The organism is Pseudomonas putida (genome assembly GCF_028682395.1).
GTDB classification, from domain to species: domain Bacteria; phylum Pseudomonadota; class Gammaproteobacteria; order Pseudomonadales; family Pseudomonadaceae; genus Aquipseudomonas; species Aquipseudomonas putida_AB.
In genome coordinates this window covers 366,484-380,996 of record NZ_JANHLC010000003.1, presented here as the reverse complement: position 1 = coordinate 380,996, position 14,513 = coordinate 366,484, and the positions used below count along the sequence as shown (strand labels likewise).

At 61.4% G+C, this 14,513-nt stretch carries 14 protein-coding genes; 8 read left to right on the top strand and 6 right to left on the bottom strand.

What is annotated here, in order from left to right; translation table 11 throughout:
- Positions 1–73: 73 nt before the first annotated feature.
- Positions 74–1,576, bottom strand: coding sequence for an exopolyphosphatase (gene ppx, locus NPS46_RS10025; RefSeq protein WP_274106678.1), 1,503 nt, complete (start codon positions 1,574–1,576; stop codon positions 74–76).
- Between the two features lie 311 nt (positions 1,577–1,887).
- Between ppx and trxA the strand changes: the two genes are divergently transcribed.
- The 4 genes from trxA (at position 1,888) to NPS46_RS10005 (ending at position 6,294) form a co-directional block, all read left to right on the top strand.
- Complete coding sequence (gene trxA / locus NPS46_RS10020; protein WP_003206727.1) at positions 1,888–2,217, top strand: thioredoxin TrxA; 330 nt, start codon at positions 1,888–1,890, stop codon at positions 2,215–2,217.
- Between the two features lie 245 nt (positions 2,218–2,462).
- On the top strand, positions 2,463–3,722 hold the full coding sequence (rho, locus tag NPS46_RS10015; protein WP_274106676.1) for a transcription termination factor Rho: 1,260 nt from the start codon (positions 2,463–2,465) through the stop codon (positions 3,720–3,722).
- A gap of 137 nt (positions 3,723–3,859) precedes the next feature.
- Positions 3,860–5,326 carry a 4-hydroxy-3-polyprenylbenzoate decarboxylase gene (ubiD, locus tag NPS46_RS10010; RefSeq protein ID WP_274106674.1) on the top strand — a complete coding sequence of 489 codons (1,467 nt, stop codon included), beginning with the start codon at positions 3,860–3,862 and terminating at the stop codon, positions 5,324–5,326.
- Complete coding sequence (locus tag NPS46_RS10005; protein ID WP_274106672.1) at positions 5,326–6,294, top strand: CDP-6-deoxy-delta-3,4-glucoseen reductase; 969 nt, start codon at positions 5,326–5,328, stop codon at positions 6,292–6,294. Before ubiD ends, NPS46_RS10005 begins: the two co-directional genes overlap by 1 nt.
- A gap of 19 nt (positions 6,295–6,313) precedes the next feature.
- On the opposite strand, the gene NPS46_RS10000 is transcribed toward NPS46_RS10005, so the two are convergent.
- On the bottom strand, positions 6,314–6,790 hold the full coding sequence (locus tag NPS46_RS10000; RefSeq protein ID WP_274106670.1) for a sn-glycerol-3-phosphate transporter: 477 nt from the start codon (positions 6,788–6,790) through the stop codon (positions 6,314–6,316).
- A gap of 202 nt (positions 6,791–6,992) precedes the next feature.
- Between NPS46_RS10000 and NPS46_RS09995 the strand changes: the two genes are divergently transcribed.
- Positions 6,993–7,640, top strand: coding sequence for a gamma-glutamylcyclotransferase (locus NPS46_RS09995; protein WP_274106668.1), 648 nt, complete (start codon positions 6,993–6,995; stop codon positions 7,638–7,640).
- A 15-nt stretch (positions 7,641–7,655) separates the two neighbouring features.
- Here NPS46_RS09995 and NPS46_RS09990 read toward each other — a convergent pair whose 3' ends face one another.
- Positions 7,656–8,633, bottom strand: a complete 978-nt coding sequence (locus tag NPS46_RS09990; protein WP_274106666.1) for an NADPH:quinone oxidoreductase family protein — start codon at positions 8,631–8,633, stop codon at positions 7,656–7,658.
- 156 nt (positions 8,634–8,789) lie between these two features.
- Between NPS46_RS09990 and NPS46_RS09985 the strand changes: the two genes are divergently transcribed.
- Positions 8,790–9,197: a flagellar basal body-associated protein FliL gene (locus tag NPS46_RS09985; protein ID WP_274106664.1), complete on the top strand. Its 408-nt coding sequence runs from the start codon at positions 8,790–8,792 to the stop codon at positions 9,195–9,197.
- Positions 9,198–9,349: 152 nt separating this feature from the next.
- A complete protein-coding gene (locus tag NPS46_RS09980) occupies positions 9,350–9,922 on the top strand; it encodes a hypothetical protein (protein ID WP_274106662.1) in 573 nt (190 codons plus the stop codon).
- Positions 9,923–9,929: 7 nt separating this feature from the next.
- Here the strand turns inward: NPS46_RS09980 and NPS46_RS09975 are convergent, their stop codons facing one another.
- The gene (locus NPS46_RS09975; protein ID WP_274106660.1) at positions 9,930–10,232 is read right to left on the bottom strand and encodes a hypothetical protein; all 303 of its coding nucleotides are present in this window, start codon (positions 10,230–10,232) and stop codon (positions 9,930–9,932) included.
- A 511-nt stretch (positions 10,233–10,743) separates the two neighbouring features.
- Here NPS46_RS09975 and NPS46_RS09970 point away from each other — a divergent pair.
- Positions 10,744–11,514, top strand: coding sequence for a hypothetical protein (locus tag NPS46_RS09970; RefSeq protein ID WP_274106658.1), 771 nt, complete (start codon positions 10,744–10,746; stop codon positions 11,512–11,514).
- Between the two features lie 134 nt (positions 11,515–11,648).
- On the opposite strand, the gene NPS46_RS09965 is transcribed toward NPS46_RS09970, so the two are convergent.
- Both NPS46_RS09965 and hslO read right to left on the bottom strand, forming a co-directional pair.
- Positions 11,649–13,193: a phosphoenolpyruvate carboxykinase gene (locus NPS46_RS09965; protein ID WP_274106656.1), complete on the bottom strand. Its 1,545-nt coding sequence runs from the start codon at positions 13,191–13,193 to the stop codon at positions 11,649–11,651.
- A gap of 179 nt (positions 13,194–13,372) precedes the next feature.
- On the bottom strand, positions 13,373–14,275 hold the full coding sequence (gene hslO, locus NPS46_RS09960) for an Hsp33 family molecular chaperone HslO (protein ID WP_274106654.1): 903 nt from the start codon (positions 14,273–14,275) through the stop codon (positions 13,373–13,375).
- Positions 14,276–14,513: the final 238 nt, after the last annotated feature.

Here is a 14,513-nt window from a genome sequence, read left to right as displayed (position 1 = left end):
AAGGCGACCGCCACGCGGTCGTACAGCCTGAACAAGCGGCGGCGACTACAGCGATGTAGTCGCCGCCGTTTTTTTAGCGGATCTTCAGCTCGATACCGACACGCGTCAGCCACTCGGCTTCCTGGGCGAAGTCAGCCTGGGTCAACTGGTTTTCATCCAGCCAGTTCTCCGGAAACAGCACCTCGAGGGTGTCGCCTGCGGCATGCAGGGAGACCTGGGGCATGGTCTGGGTGCCGCGGATATGGTGGAACAGAATCGCAAAGCGCAGCAGTACGCACAGGCGGATCAGCTTGGTGCCTTCATCACCGAACTCGGCGAACTTGTCCCTGGGGATGTTACGGCGATGGCCGCGCACCAGCAGGGCAAGCATTTGCTGGTCTTCCCGGGAGAAACCGGCCAGGTCGGAGTGCTCGATCAGGTAGGCGCCGTGCTTGTGGTAATGGTAGTGGGCGATATCCAGGCCGACTTCATGGACCTTGGCCGCCCAGCCGAGTAGCTCACGCCAGATCCCGTCGTCCAGGCCCCAGGCCTCGGCCACTTGATCGAATGCATGCAGGGCCTTGCGCTCGACGCGTGCGGCCTGTTCCAGGTCGACGTGGTAGCGCTCCATCAGGGAGCTCAGGGTGCGCTCGCGGACGTCCTCGTGATGATGGCGGCCCAGCAGGTCGTAAAGCACGCCCTCACGCAGAGCGCCGTCACAATGGTCCATGCGCTGGAGTTCGAGGGCATCGAAGATGGCTTCGAGAATGGCCAGGCCGGCAGGGAAGATGGTGCGACGGTCGGGCTTGATGCCTTCGAAGTCGATCTTCTCCACATCACCCAGCTTGAACAGCTTGCGCTTGAGCCAGGCCAGGCCCTCGGCGTTGACTTCGCCACTGCCATGGCCGCCGGCCTTGAGCGCCAGGCCAATGGCGCGGATGGTGCCGGACGAACCAATCGCCTCATCCCAGCTCAGGCGATGCAGGGCATGTTCGATGCTCATGATCTCCAGGCGCGCGGCTGTGTAGGCCTGGGCATAGCGGGCCGGGGTGATCTTGCCGTCGCGGAAATAACGCTGGGTAAAACTGACGCAGCCCATCTGCAGGCTTTCGCGCAGCAGTGGTTCGAAACGCTGACCAATGATGAATTCGGTACTGCCGCCGCCGATATCGGCGACGAGGCGCTTGCCCGGGGTGTCGGCGAGGGTGTGGGAGACACCCAGGTAGATCAGGCGGGCTTCTTCGCGTCCGGAGATGACTTCCACCGGGTGCCCAAGGATTTCCTCGGCGCGGCGGATAAATTCGCCGCGGTTGCGGGCTTCACGCAGGGCGTTGGTGCCGACGATACGCACGGCGCCCAGGGGCATGCCGTTGATCAGTTGGGCGAAGCGCTTGAGGCAGTCGAGACCGCGCTGCATGGACTCTTCGTTGAGCTGGCGTTCTTCATCGATACCGGCTGCCAGTTGGACCTTCTCGCCGAGCCGTTCGAGAATGCGAATTTCGCCATTCTGAGCCTTGGCCACGACCATGTGGAAGCTATTCGAACCCAGGTCGATGGCAGCGATCAGGGAAAGATTCTTGGCTTTGGAATGGGGCATGGTTAAAGGGTCTCGGTCGATAACCTGAGCATCGTGCCACGATCAACCGCTGTCGCCAACGCGCAGCAACGTAAGCATTGATATAGAGCAGGATCGAATCCTTAATACAGCTGGCAACTATCATGCTTGCAGCGCAGAAGAGTCGCTGTGAAAAAACGAAAAAAAACAGGTTTTTCCCAGCGCTATCGCGCTTGAGCTATATCCGGAATCATGAGCCACGATAGCGAGACTCAATCATCTCCGGCTTCCTGAACGCAGGAAGGCCAGCTATGATGAGCGACGTTTTTTTGCTTACAACCACGGAGACTTCCATGAGCAGCGATCTTATCAAACACGTCAGCGACGCTAGCTTCGAGGCCGATGTTCTCAAGGCCGAAGGCGCCGTGCTGGTCGACTACTGGGCTGAATGGTGCGGCCCGTGCAAGATGATTGCCCCGGTTCTGGACGAAATTGCTGAAACCTATAAAGGCAAATTGACCGTTGCCAAGCTCAACATCGACGAAAACCAGGAGACCCCGGCCAAGCATGGCGTGCGTGGTATCCCGACGCTGATGCTGTTCAAGAACGGCAATGTTGAAGCGACCAAGGTTGGCGCGCTGTCGAAATCGCAACTGGCGGCTTTCCTCGACGCCAATATCTAAGCGTCCGATTGCACCAGAAAAGCCCCGCAAATAGCGGGGCTTTTTCATTCCTGGGCACTAGACGCTGTGAAACCCAGGTGTTACATTCGGCCCCGCACTGGTTTCTCCAGTGCCCCCTGCAAGCCGTCGCCGACGCATTCCTTTTCGAACAAAGTACGCGATCCTGTCGCCTTCTCCAGCGGCGCGGCCTCATTAAGCCAAAAGCTTAATTTCCCCCCCTCCATAAATGATTACGTCATTCCTATATGAATCTGACTGAACTCAAGCAAAAGCCGATTACCGAACTGCTCGAATTGGCCGAACAGATGGGCATAGAAAATATGGCCCGTTCGCGCAAGCAGGACGTGATTTTCTCGCTGCTCAAAAAGCACGCTAAAAGCGGCGAGGAAATCTCCGGTGATGGCGTGCTGGAGATCCTCCAGGACGGCTTCGGCTTTCTTCGCTCCGCAGACGCCTCCTATCTGGCCGGCCCCGACGATATCTACGTCTCGCCCAGCCAGATCCGTCGCTTCAACTTGCGCACCGGTGACACCATCGTTGGCAAGATCCGCCCTCCCAAGGAAGGCGAGCGTTATTTCGCACTGTTGAAAGTCGATACGATCAACTTCGATCGCCCAGAGAACGCCAAGAACAAGATTCTCTTCGAGAACTTGACGCCGCTGTTCCCGACCGTGCGCATGAAGATGGAAGCCGGTAATGGTTCCACCGAAGACCTCACCGGTCGTGTGATCGACCTGTGCGCCCCCATCGGCAAGGGTCAGCGCGGCCTGATCGTCGCCCCGCCGAAAGCGGGCAAGACCATCATGCTGCAGAACATTGCCGCGAACATCGCGCGCAACAATCCGGAAGTGCATCTGATCGTTCTGCTGATCGATGAGCGCCCGGAAGAAGTGACCGAAATGCAGCGCACCGTGCGCGGCGAAGTGGTTGCCTCGACATTCGACGAGCCGCCAACCCGCCACGTGCAGGTTGCCGAAATGGTGATCGAGAAGGCCAAGCGCCTGGTCGAACACAAGAAGGACGTGGTGATCCTGCTCGACTCCATCACCCGTCTGGCTCGTGCCTACAACACCGTGATCCCGAGCTCCGGCAAGGTCCTGACCGGTGGTGTCGATGCCCACGCCCTGGAGAAGCCAAAACGTTTCTTCGGCGCGGCGCGTAACATCGAAGAAGGCGGCTCGCTGACCATTATCGCCACTGCGCTGGTTGAAACCGGCTCGAAGATGGACGAAGTGATCTACGAAGAGTTCAAAGGTACTGGCAACATGGAGCTGCCGCTCGATCGCCGGATTGCCGAGAAGCGCGTTTTCCCGGCTATCAACATCAACCGTTCCGGTACCCGCCGCGAAGAGTTGCTGACTGCCGACGACGAGTTGCAGCGCATGTGGATCCTGCGCAAGCTGCTGCACCCGATGGACGAAGTGGCCGCCATCGAGTTCCTGGTCGACAAGCTCAAGCAGACCAAGACCAACGATGAGTTCTTCCTGTCGATGAAACGCAAGTAAGTCGAGCAGGCCAGCAAGAGCCGGGGAAACCCGGCTTTTTGCTGTCTGAGCGTTTCCACCGGGGCTCTGCCCTTCAGAACAGGCCGGTTCGGCGCTAAACTCATGCCCCCGAACGGCACGGACAAAGAGGCTCACGCATGCAATATCGCGACTTGCGCGACTTTATCAGCGGCTTGGAACAGCGCGGCGAACTCAAGCGCATCCAGGTTCCGGTGTCCCCAGTGCTAGAAATGACCGAGGTCTGTGATCGCACCTTGCGCGCCAAAGGGCCGGCCCTGCTCTTCGAGAACCCGACGGGTTATGACATTCCGGTGCTGGGCAACCTGTTCGGCACTCCCGAGCGCGTTGCGCTGGGCATGGGGGCCGAAGCGGTCAGCGAGCTGCGCGAGATCGGCAAGTTGCTGGCGTTCCTCAAGGAGCCCGAACCGCCGAAGGGTCTCAAGGACGCCTGGTCGAAGCTGCCGATTTTTCGCAAGATCATTGCCATGGCGCCCAAGGTGGTCAAGGACGCCCCCTGCCAGGAAGTGGTCATCGAAGGCGACGATGTCGACCTGAGCATGCTGCCGGTGCAAACCTGCTGGCCGGGCGACGTCGGGCCGCTGATTACCTGGGGCTTGACCATCACCAAGGGGCCGAACAAGGACCGTCAGAACCTGGGCATCTATCGCCAGCAGGTCATTGGTCGCAACAAGGTGATCATGCGCTGGCTCAGCCATCGTGGTGGCGCACTGGACTATCGCGAGTGGTGCGAGAAGCATCCGGGCCAGCCGTTCCCGGTATCGGTGGCCCTGGGCGCCGACCCGGCAACCATCCTGGGCGCGGTGACGCCGGTGCCGGACAGCCTTTCCGAATATGCGTTCGCCGGCCTGCTGCGCGGCAACCGCACTGAACTGGTGAAATGCCGGGGCAACGATCTGCAGGTGCCGTCCAGCGCAGAGATCGTGCTGGAAGGTGTGATCCATCCCGGTGAAATGGCTGACGAAGGTCCTTATGGTGATCACACCGGCTACTACAACGAGGTGGACAGCTTCCCGGTATTTACCGTCGAGCGCATCACCCACCGGGTCAAGCCGATCTACCACAGCACCTATACCGGCCGCCCGCCTGATGAGCCGGCGATCCTCGGGGTAGCCTTGAACGAAGTGTTCGTGCCGATCCTGCAAAAGCAGTTCCCGGAAATCACTGACTTCTACCTGCCGCCTGAAGGCTGTTCCTACCGCATGGCGGTGGTGACCATGAAGAAACAGTATCCGGGCCATGCCAAGCGCGTGATGTTGGGTGTCTGGTCGTTTTTGCGACAGTTCATGTACACCAAGTTCGTTATTGTCACCGACGACGATATCAATGCCCGCGACTGGAACGACGTGATCTGGGCCATTACCACGCGTATGGACCCCAAACGCGATACGGTCATGATCGACAACACCCCGATCGACTACCTCGACTTCGCCTCGCCGGTGTCCGGCCTGGGCTCGAAGATGGGCCTGGACGCCACCCACAAATGGCCGGGCGAGACCACGCGCGAATGGGGTCGGGTTATCGTCAAGGATCAAGCGGTCACCCGCCGCATCGATGCCATCTGGAATCAGCTAGGAATAGATTGATGCGCGTAACCTTGCAGCCGTCCGGCGCGGTGCTAGAGACACTGCCCGGCGAGCGGATTCTCGATGCGGCACGGCGTCTGGGGTATGAATGCCCGCAGAGCTGTCGCAACGGCAATTGCCATATTTGCGGCGCCTTGTTGGTGGAGGGTCGGGTCGAGCAGGCGGGCAACGTGCAGGACCACGGCGAGTTCTACACTTGCATTGCACAGCCCCTGGAAGACTGCGTGGTGCTCTGGGATGGCGTGCTTGCCCTGGGAGAACTGCCGGTGCGTAGCCTGGCGTGTCAGTTGACGGAGTGTGTCGAAGTCGGCGGCGATGTCTGGCGGGTGCGCCTGCGTGCGCCAGCGGGCAAACCACCGCGCTATCACGCCGGGCAGTACCTGCTGATCGAGCGTGAGAACGGTGAGAAATCGGCGTTTTCCCTGGCGTCCCCGCCCAGCGCCGGGCGTGACCTGGAACTGCATGTACTTGCACGCGAGGCCAGTGCCCGCCATCTGGTCGAGCAGTTGCAGCGCGAGCGCCTGGCTCGTATCCAGTTACCGTTTGGCGACACTCACCTGGCCGAGTTGCCCGATGGCCCGCTGGTCTTGATCGCTGCCGGCACGGGCATGGCTCAGATGCACAGCCTGATCGAGCATTGCCGCTCCCATGGCTTTCGCCACCCGGTCCATCTGTACTGGGGCGTGCGCCGACCGGAGGATTTCTACACGCTGGAACACTGGGACGAATGGCAGGCGTTGCCCAACCTGTTCCTGCACAAGGTCGTCAGCGACCTGTGTGGCTGGGAAGGGCGCTGCGGCATGCTGCACGAGGCTGTGTGCGAGGATATCGCCGACCTGGCGGGAGTGCATGTCTACGCCAGCGGCTCGCCGGCGATGATCTACGCGACCCTCGATGCCCTGGTTGAGGCCGGTATGGATGCCCACCAGATGCGTGCCGATGTCTTTGCCTATGCACCCAGGCCCTGAGCCGAGGCGCGACGACTGACTAAAAGCGCAGGCCGGTGGTGATCATGGCGGCATTGGTGCCCAGCAGCACCAGTTCGGCGGCCACGGGGCCGACGTAGGCGCCTATGGACGGAATGATCACCGGGGCAACGCCGTAGCGGTTGAGCGGAATCTTGTCGCGATACTCGCCGCGGTAGCCCTGGATCATCCCGCCGGTGAGCTTGGCGTACACCGGATAGGCCTGGCTGTCGTAGCGCTTGCCAGCGTAGGCATAGTAGGAGCGCTGGCGAAATGAATTGCGAAAGGTCGCCGCCCCGTACACCCAACCCGAGGCTTCATTGCGCTCCAGGCCGATCAGGTCCTGGTGATTGTTGTGCTCCGGGTCTGGCGCAAAGTGTCGGGTGTAGGCGCTGGTCTGGGCGTACCAGAAGCCTTCGTCGCGCTCGGGTAGTTCACTTGCCAGTGTAAAGCCGGAGTGGGCCAGTAGCAGCCACCCCGCCATGGGGAGTGTTTTCATCAGGCACCTCGCGTGCGGCCAAGAGTGGAAGGTTGCCGCGATAACGCCTATTGTCGGAAAGTCTGCGTTGCGTAACTTGAACATAGGCTGAAGCCGGGCGCCGTTTCTGCTGCCAGCCGCCGTACGGTGGTGGTTTTGGGCCCCGGGTACGTTACAGTTTGTGTTCACCTGCCTCGCCTACGGGAGTCGAACGCGATTCACCATGCCAGTTACCGATCCTGCACGTCTTGATCCGCTTTACCCGCCCCGCCTCGAACTCGGGGCGCAACTGTCCCACGAGCAACTGCACGCTTCCCTGCAAACCACCCTGGCCATGCACCGTGGTGGTCCGGTCTGGCTGTTTGCCTATGGATCACTGATCTGGCGGCCCGAGTGCACGGCGGTCGAACGCCTGCGCGGGCGGGTGCATGGCTATCATCGCGGGCTGTACCTGTGGTCCCACGAACACCGTGGTACGCCGCAATGGCCCGGGTTGGTATTTGGTCTGGACCGTGGTGGCTCGTGCAGTGGCTTCGCCTACCGGCTGCCCGATGAGCACCTGGAGGCCTCGCTGTTTGCCCTCTGGCAGCGTGAGATGCCTGTGCCGTCCTATCGCCCGCACTGGCTCAATTGCCGCCTTGAGGATGGCAGTAACGTACAGGCGTTGGGCTTTGTGCTGGAGCGGCATCTGCCGACCTATGCCGGCAAGCTGCCGGACGAAGTGCTGACGCAGGTCCTGGCCAACGCCAGCGGGCGCTACGGCACGACCCGCGACTATGTCGAACAGACCGTCAGGGCCCTGCGCAGCCACGCCATGCCCGACCGCAGCCTGGAGGCACGGCTCAAGCGCTGTCGATGCGACAACGCCTGAGCCGGCGGTAGAGGGTTAGCGCACCTGTACCACCACCTTGCCCACGGCCTTGCGTTGGCCGAGATCATCGATGGCTCGCGCTGCCTGGGCCAGCGGGTAGGTCTGTGACACCAGTGGCTTGAGCTTGCCTTCGGCGAACCAGGTGAACAGTTGCTGGAAGTTGGCGGCGTTGTCCTGGGGCTGGCGCTGGGCGAACGAGCCCCAGAAGACCCCGATTACTGCCGCGCCCTTGAGCAGCGCCAGGTTCACCGGTAACTCGGGGATGCGCCCGCTGGCGAAGCCGACCACCAGCAGGCGGCCGTTCCAAGCGATGGCGCGAATGGCCTGGTCGAACAGGTCGCCGCCCACCGGGTCGTAGATCACGTCGGCACCCTGGCCGTCGGTCAGACGTTTGATCTCATCCTTCAGGCTGCTTTCGCTGTAGTTGATCAGTTCGTCCGCCCCGGCTGCCTTGGCCACTGCTAGCTTCTCGGCGCTGCTGGCGGCGGCGATGACCCGGGCCCCCATGGCTTTGCCGATTTCCACCGCTGCCAGGCCGACGCCACCCGAGGCGCCGAGCACCAGCAGGGTTTCGCCGGGCTGCAATTGGCCGCGCTGCTTGAGTGCGTGCATCGAGGTGCCATAGGTCATGCTGAAGGCCGCGGCGGTGGTGAAATCCATGCTCGTCGGAATGGGCAGCACGTTGTAGCCCGCGACAGCGACCTGTTCGGCAAAGCTACCCCAGCCGGTGAGGGCCATGACGCGGTCGCCGACCTTGAGGTGGCTGACTTTCTCGCCTACAGCGCGGACCACCCCGGCTGCCTCTCCGCCCGGGGAGAACGGGAAGGGCGGTTTGAACTGGTATTTGCCCTCGATGATCAGCGTGTCGGGGAAGTTCACCCCGGCGGCATGCACGTCCAGCACGATCTCGTTCTTCTTCGGCTCGGGGCCTGCGATCTCTTCGAGCACCAGGCTCTCGGCGGGGCCGAAGGCTTTGCACAGCACGGCTTTCATCGGGCTCTTCCTTTTGGAGTGATGGCCGATAAGTGTAGGTACGTGCGCTAGAGGGTCAACAAGCATGCCTGGCCCTGATAGCCGACCATAAGCTTGTGCTTGGGCATCGCCTGCCGTGTGGCTATGCTAGGCGCCAAACCGAATAAGGAGCGAACTGTGAAAGCGTTGATCGTGTGGATGTTGGCCCTGGCACTGCCCATGGCGGCCTTGGCGGAAGAGGCCAAGGAAGGCGCGGCCCCGAAAGTCAGTTACATCAGCCTGAGTCCGCCGTTGGTTGGCAACTATGGCCTGGATGGCGGGCCGAAGCTGAAGGTCTACAAGGCCGATGTGGCTCTGCGGGTCACCGGCGATGAAGCTGCCAAGCTGGTCAAGGTCAATGAACCGCTGATTCGCAACCAACTGGTGGCGTTGTTCGCGCAGCAGACGACCGAGACCATGAATAACGTCGAGGCGAAGGAAAAGCTGCGTCAGGAAGCGCTCAAGCAGACCCAGCAAGTGCTGAGCGACGAGACAGGCAAGCCGGTGGTCGAGGACTTGTTGTTCAATAACCTGATCGTTCAATAAGTCGAGCCACCCCGGTGTAAACGCCAGGGTGTGCAACTGTCAGGTTTTTCTGTGAGTCCGGGGTCGCTAGTCTTTAAAGACTGTCGCCCCTGACTCGCCGGCGGAGCAACCTTGTATAACGGCGATCTCGTCGTTTTCCGAGGTTTTGAACCGTGAGCACAATTCCCTGTATGTATCGCGACAGTGCCCTGCCGGGGAGGGTCTGGCTGCTTTGGGTGTTTGGGCTGTCGTGGCAGGCCATGGCCCAGGCCGAGCTGCCGTCGAACCTGCGCCAGCGCATCGATGCGCTGGTGATCGATGAATTCGTCACCGCTACCGAGGTCCTTGAATCGCGCGAACGCGCTTGTCGGGATACCCAGGAAGTCCTGCCGGCCAATCTGCTGGCCCATATCGCCCTCAGCAACGAAGAAAAGAAGACCGCGCTGATGTACTTCAGTGCACGGGCGGCCTGGGAGTGCCAGAAGGACGCGACGCTGGCACTGCTGTCGGCTATCCAGCTGGGCCGCGAGGCCGGCCTGGAAGAGTTCTCGGCCAGCTTTGACCCAGAGAACCTCAACGCTCGAGCCCTGGTGATCGGCCAGTACACCATGCTGCGCTACGAGGCGCGCTACCTGGGCTTGCCAGCGGCCAAGCGCGAACAGCTGGAGGCTATCGAGGGGCTGAAATGGCCGTTTAAGCTGTTTGAATCGGCCATGGCGTTGGGCTTACGGGTGGGGCGTCGTTAACGCCGGCTCAGGGTTTTTCTATGGGTATGCCCTTGAGCAGGGCTTCGACCACACCCAAGGACGCCTCGACCATATGGGTCATGGTCAGCAAGAGGCGTCGGTCAGGGCCCTCGATATTCTCAATCTCATCCGCCACGGCAATGGCGCCCTGCAGCATCAGGGAGACCTGGATCAAGGCGGGCTCGGCGCTCACGCCTTCCCGTACGGCAAAGAGCGGTTGCTGTTCGGCGCCGTGCTCGCCAAAGGCGTGGCTGGCGGTGTGCTTGAGAGGGGCTAAGGGAGATGGAGGAGCCGGGGCGTGCTTTTTCATAGGTAAGCCTCCTGTGCAAAACGGAGTTCCCACCGTCCTTCTCACGGGATGGGGTGACAGCTGTACGCGGGGTGAGAACCGAGGCCTAGGAGCCCGGCCAGGTTGAAAGCTGCCCGCACACCGCTGCCATAACCAGGGCGCGGGTACAACCGAGCCCGCAATGAAAAGCAGCATTACGCATCTATGCACTTGCTCGGGCTCTCACGCCCGGCTGCTGTTGGCCGGCGACGGACGAAGCCTATTGTGGGAGGGCAGAGCAGTGCAAGGTAGCTGGGAAGGGATGGCAAACGTCAGCGATTCTCTCGGATATGCCTTACCAAATAAGGTAAAAAATCTTGATATGCATCACAAGAGCACACGTCTGGCAGCAGCTTGGGCTCCGCTTCCTGCAAGGTACTGGCAAAATAATATCTAGGCGGTTTACCCTCTTCCGGCGGCTACTTCACGCCCCGTGCCGCTCTGACGATCAGGAGATCGATCCGTTCCACTTTGACCAAGGACCGGTAGCACAATGAGCCATTACCGATCTCGCTCTCGTAATCAATACGAGCCATTGCATGCTGACGCCGATAGCATCGCGTCCCGACCCCGGCGCAAGCCGCCTGCGAAGGCCCCGCCGGTTTATCGCAAGGCACTGATCCTGCTGGGGCTGGTTGCCATCACGCTATTTGGCCTGGCGTTCTGGTTGGAGCCTGAGCTGCCTTCCGGGCAGCCCGGCTTGTCGGCTCCTGCTCAGGCACCGTTGTCAGCGCCGGCGGCGTCCGGCCCCGCGCTTGCGACGGCGGCCAGTCCTCCCGCACGGCTGACGGAGCAGCAAAAGCCCCGGCCGCTGGCCGAGTGCATCAAGGCTGGCAATCTGATCGATGAAACGGTACTCGCCTGCCGCTATGGCAACCCGCCCGGTGGGCGTGACGTCAACTCGGGTGGGAAGCTGTTTACCAGCGCTAGCCAGCGTTCGGTTGCATCCGCTCCCGAGCAGCGCCTGGCCCGGACCAATGAGCCTGAGGGGCGGGATCGGGCGCAGGTTCGCCAGTGGGATGGCCAGGGCTCGTACATCGCCCAATGGCTGTACCGAAGCAATCGAATCGACAGTGGCAGTGTCTGCGCCAACTATCGCCAGGGTTCGATCGAGCGCCGCGAATGCCGCAAGGGCGCCAAGGTGTATTTCAAGGAGCAATGCACTGCGTGGACTCAGCGCTGGAACCATCAGCGCAGTGAGCCCGTGCAGGCCATGCGTGAGCGCTTTTGCAGCGCGGCCGAAAGCTTCAGCCCCATGCACTGATGTTTGGCGCGGGCGCATTTCCCGGCAGGCGCGAGCCAGTTCGCGCCGCCCCTACATCTCCTCAGTCGGATGTCGATCCGCCAAAACGAAAAAGCCGCCCCGAAGGGCGGCTTTTCAGATGACGCTCAGGTCAATCAGGCTTTTGGGCCCGCTGCCTTGATAGCGTCGCTCACGTCGAACTTCTTGAAGTTCTCGGTGAACAGGCCGGCCAGGGCCTTGGCCGCTTCATCGTAGGCTGCTGGATCGGCCCAGGTATTGCGTGGGTTCAGCAGTTGGGTATCAACGCCAGGTACGGCCAGTGGCACGTCCAGGTTGATGATATCCAGGTGCTCGGTCTCGGCACCGATCAGCGCGCCGCTCTGGATCGCTGCGATCACCGCACGGGTGGTCGGGATGTTGAAGCGCTTGCCCACGCCGTAGCCGCCGCCAGTCCAGCCGGTGTTGACCAGGTACACCTTGGAGTTGAAACCACGGATACGCTTGATCAGCAATTCGGCGTACTCGCCTGCTGGACGCGGGAAGAAGGGCGCGCCGAAGCAGGTGGAGAAGGTCGATTTGATGCCGCTGCCCGAACCCATCTCGGTCGAACCGACCAGGGCGGTGTAGCCGGACAGGAAGTGGTAAGCCGCTTGTTCTTCGCTGAGGATCGACACGGGCGGCAGTACGCCGGTCAGGTCGCAGGTCAGGAAGATCACCGCATTTGGCTCGCCACCGAGGTTTTTCGGTGCGCGTTTTTCGATCAGTTCGCGCGGGTAGGCGGCGCGGCTGTTCTGGGTCAGGCTGTCATCGGCGTAGTCGGCTTTTTTGGTGACCGGGTCCAGGACCACGTTCTCCAGTACGGCGCCGTGCTGGATGGCTTTCCAGATGACCGGCTCGTTTTTCTCGGACAGGTCGATGCACTTGGCATAGCAGCCGCCTTCGATGTTGAACACCACGCCCACGCCCCAGCCGTGTTCGTCGTCACCGATCAGGTAACGGCTTTCGTCGGCCGACAGGGTGGTCTTGCCGGTGCCCGACAGGCCGAAGAACAGGGTGACGTCGCCGTCTTCGCCCATGTTGGCGGCGCAATGCATCGGCAGTACGTCGACCGCTGGCAGCAGGAAGTTCTGCACGGAGAACAGGGCTTTCTTCATTTCGCCGGCGTAGCGCATGCCAGCGATCAGCACTTTCTTGGCTGCGAAGTTGATGATCACGGTGCCGTCGGAATTGGTGCCGTCGCGCTCAGGCTCGCATACGAAGTTCGGGGCGTTGAGGATCTGCCACTCTTGCTTGCCGCCAGCGTTGTACTGTTCCGGGTTGATGAACAGGCAGCGGCCGAACAGATTGTGCCACGCGGTTTCGGTGGTCATCTTGACGGGCAGGTAGTGCGCAGGATCGGAGCCGACGTGAACGTGGGAAACAAACCGCTCGCGCTCGCCCAGATAGGCAGCAACACGGTCCCACAGGGCGTCGAACTTGTCGGCCGGGAACTTGCGGTTGATCGGGCCCCAGGCGATAGCGTCCTGGGTGCTTGGCTCTTCAACGATAAAACGATCCACTGGCGAGCGGCCGGTGCGGTGACCGGTACGTACAACCAGAGCGCCGGTATCGGCAAGCTCGCCTTCACCGCGAGCCAGGGCTTCTTTGACCAGATCGTCGATGCTCAGATCGGTGTACACGGCGTTATTTGCTTGCGTCATGAGATTCCCCGTCGGCCATTGGCCGAGTGCTCCAAACGTTTTGTAGTAGAAAGACCTGCACTACTACCGCGAAAAAAGTGGGCCGGATTATGCCAGAAAAGCCCAAAAAGAGTAGGGTCCTCCCGTCAGTACGGCGTAATCCCGGCGTTTGACAGGAGATTTACCTGTGCTGAAGCGTTTTAGTGACGAGTATCTGACGGCGACTCAACCCCGCCACCGGCGAACAATTGATCGATATCCGCCGCGTCGAACAGATAACGCTGGTTGCAGAACTGGCAGTCGATCTCGATCTTGCCGCCGTGCTCGATCACCAGTTGCTTGGCGTCTTCCAGGCCCACGCTGATCAAGGCATTGCCGGAGCGCTCGCGCGAGCAGCTGCAATGGAAGCGCAGGGGCGCGCGGTCGAACATGCGTACGGCTTCTTCGTGGTAGAGGCGATGCAGCACGGTCTCATTGTCCAGGCCCAACAGCTCTTCGGCGGTCAGGGTGCTGGCCAGGGCGGTGAGGTGCTGCCAGTTGGCGGCGCGCTCCTCTTCGTCCTTGATCCGGTCGGCAGGCAACTGCTGCAGCAACAGGCCGCGGCTGTGAGTGCCGTCGGCATAGAGCCAGAAGCGCGTGCCGATCTGCTGCGACATGACGAAGTAGTTGGTGAAGCATTCCGACAGGTTGGCCCCGTCCAGATCCACCAGGCCTTGGTAACGCTGGCCTTCGGTCGGATCGACGGTGATGGCGAGGACGCCCTCGGGCATCAGCTCGGCTAGGGTCGCGTCGGGGCCGATCTGCTCGGCGTGATAGCGTGCCAGGCCGCGGATTTCACGCTCGCTGGAGCACTCGACCATCAGCAGGGGGACGGCGCCTTCGGAACGGGCCTGGAGAATCAGCAGGCCGTCGAACTTCAATGTGCCGACCAGCAACGCGGCGGCGGCCATCAGTTCGCCAAGCAGCTGTGCGACGGGTTGCGGGTAGGGGTGCTTGGCCAGCACTTCGGCGTAGCTACGCTCCAGCGCGACCAGTTCGCCACGGGTGTCGCTGTCATCGAAGATGAAGCGCTGGGTGTAGTCGGTGTCCGGTAAATCGTGCATAGGTCTGGGTTCTGAAGTGATGTCAGTAATTGGGCAAGGGCTGGTTAAAGCGCGCTTTCCGCTCCTGGATGGCGCGTCGAACCCGGTGATTTGACCGGTATTTTAGGAACAATTCGCCGTTGTTCCAAGCAGGCTCGGGTTTTGGCCGCCGGCGCGGGGCAGTTTACGCCTTATGGCGTGGTGCGACTTTGCAGGGCTGGGGCTCGCGAGCAAGCTCGCTGCGCAGTACCCGCGAGCT

Bases quoted from the DNA above. Each gene is read 5' to 3' on its own strand.
- ppx (WP_274106678.1), bottom strand. From the start codon at position 1,576: ATGCCCCATTCCAAAGCCAAGAATCTTTCCCTGATCGCTGCCATCGAC.
- trxA (WP_003206727.1), top strand. From the start codon at position 1,888: ATGAGCAGCGATCTTATCAAACACGTCAGCGACGCTAGCTTCGAGGCC.
- rho (WP_274106676.1), top strand. From the start codon at position 2,463: ATGAATCTGACTGAACTCAAGCAAAAGCCGATTACCGAACTGCTCGAA.
- ubiD (WP_274106674.1), top strand. From the start codon at position 3,860: ATGCAATATCGCGACTTGCGCGACTTTATCAGCGGCTTGGAACAGCGC.
- NPS46_RS10005 (WP_274106672.1), top strand. From the start codon at position 5,326: ATGCGCGTAACCTTGCAGCCGTCCGGCGCGGTGCTAGAGACACTGCCC.
- NPS46_RS10000 (WP_274106670.1), bottom strand. From the start codon at position 6,790: ATGAAAACACTCCCCATGGCGGGGTGGCTGCTACTGGCCCACTCCGGC.
- NPS46_RS09995 (WP_274106668.1), top strand. From the start codon at position 6,993: ATGCCAGTTACCGATCCTGCACGTCTTGATCCGCTTTACCCGCCCCGC.
- NPS46_RS09990 (WP_274106666.1), bottom strand. From the start codon at position 8,633: ATGAAAGCCGTGCTGTGCAAAGCCTTCGGCCCCGCCGAGAGCCTGGTG.
- NPS46_RS09975 (WP_274106660.1), bottom strand. From the start codon at position 10,232: ATGAAAAAGCACGCCCCGGCTCCTCCATCTCCCTTAGCCCCTCTCAAG.
- NPS46_RS09970 (WP_274106658.1), top strand. From the start codon at position 10,744: ATGAGCCATTACCGATCTCGCTCTCGTAATCAATACGAGCCATTGCAT.
- NPS46_RS09965 (WP_274106656.1), bottom strand. From the start codon at position 13,193: ATGACGCAAGCAAATAACGCCGTGTACACCGATCTGAGCATCGACGAT.
- hslO (WP_274106654.1), bottom strand. From the start codon at position 14,275: ATGCACGATTTACCGGACACCGACTACACCCAGCGCTTCATCTTCGAT.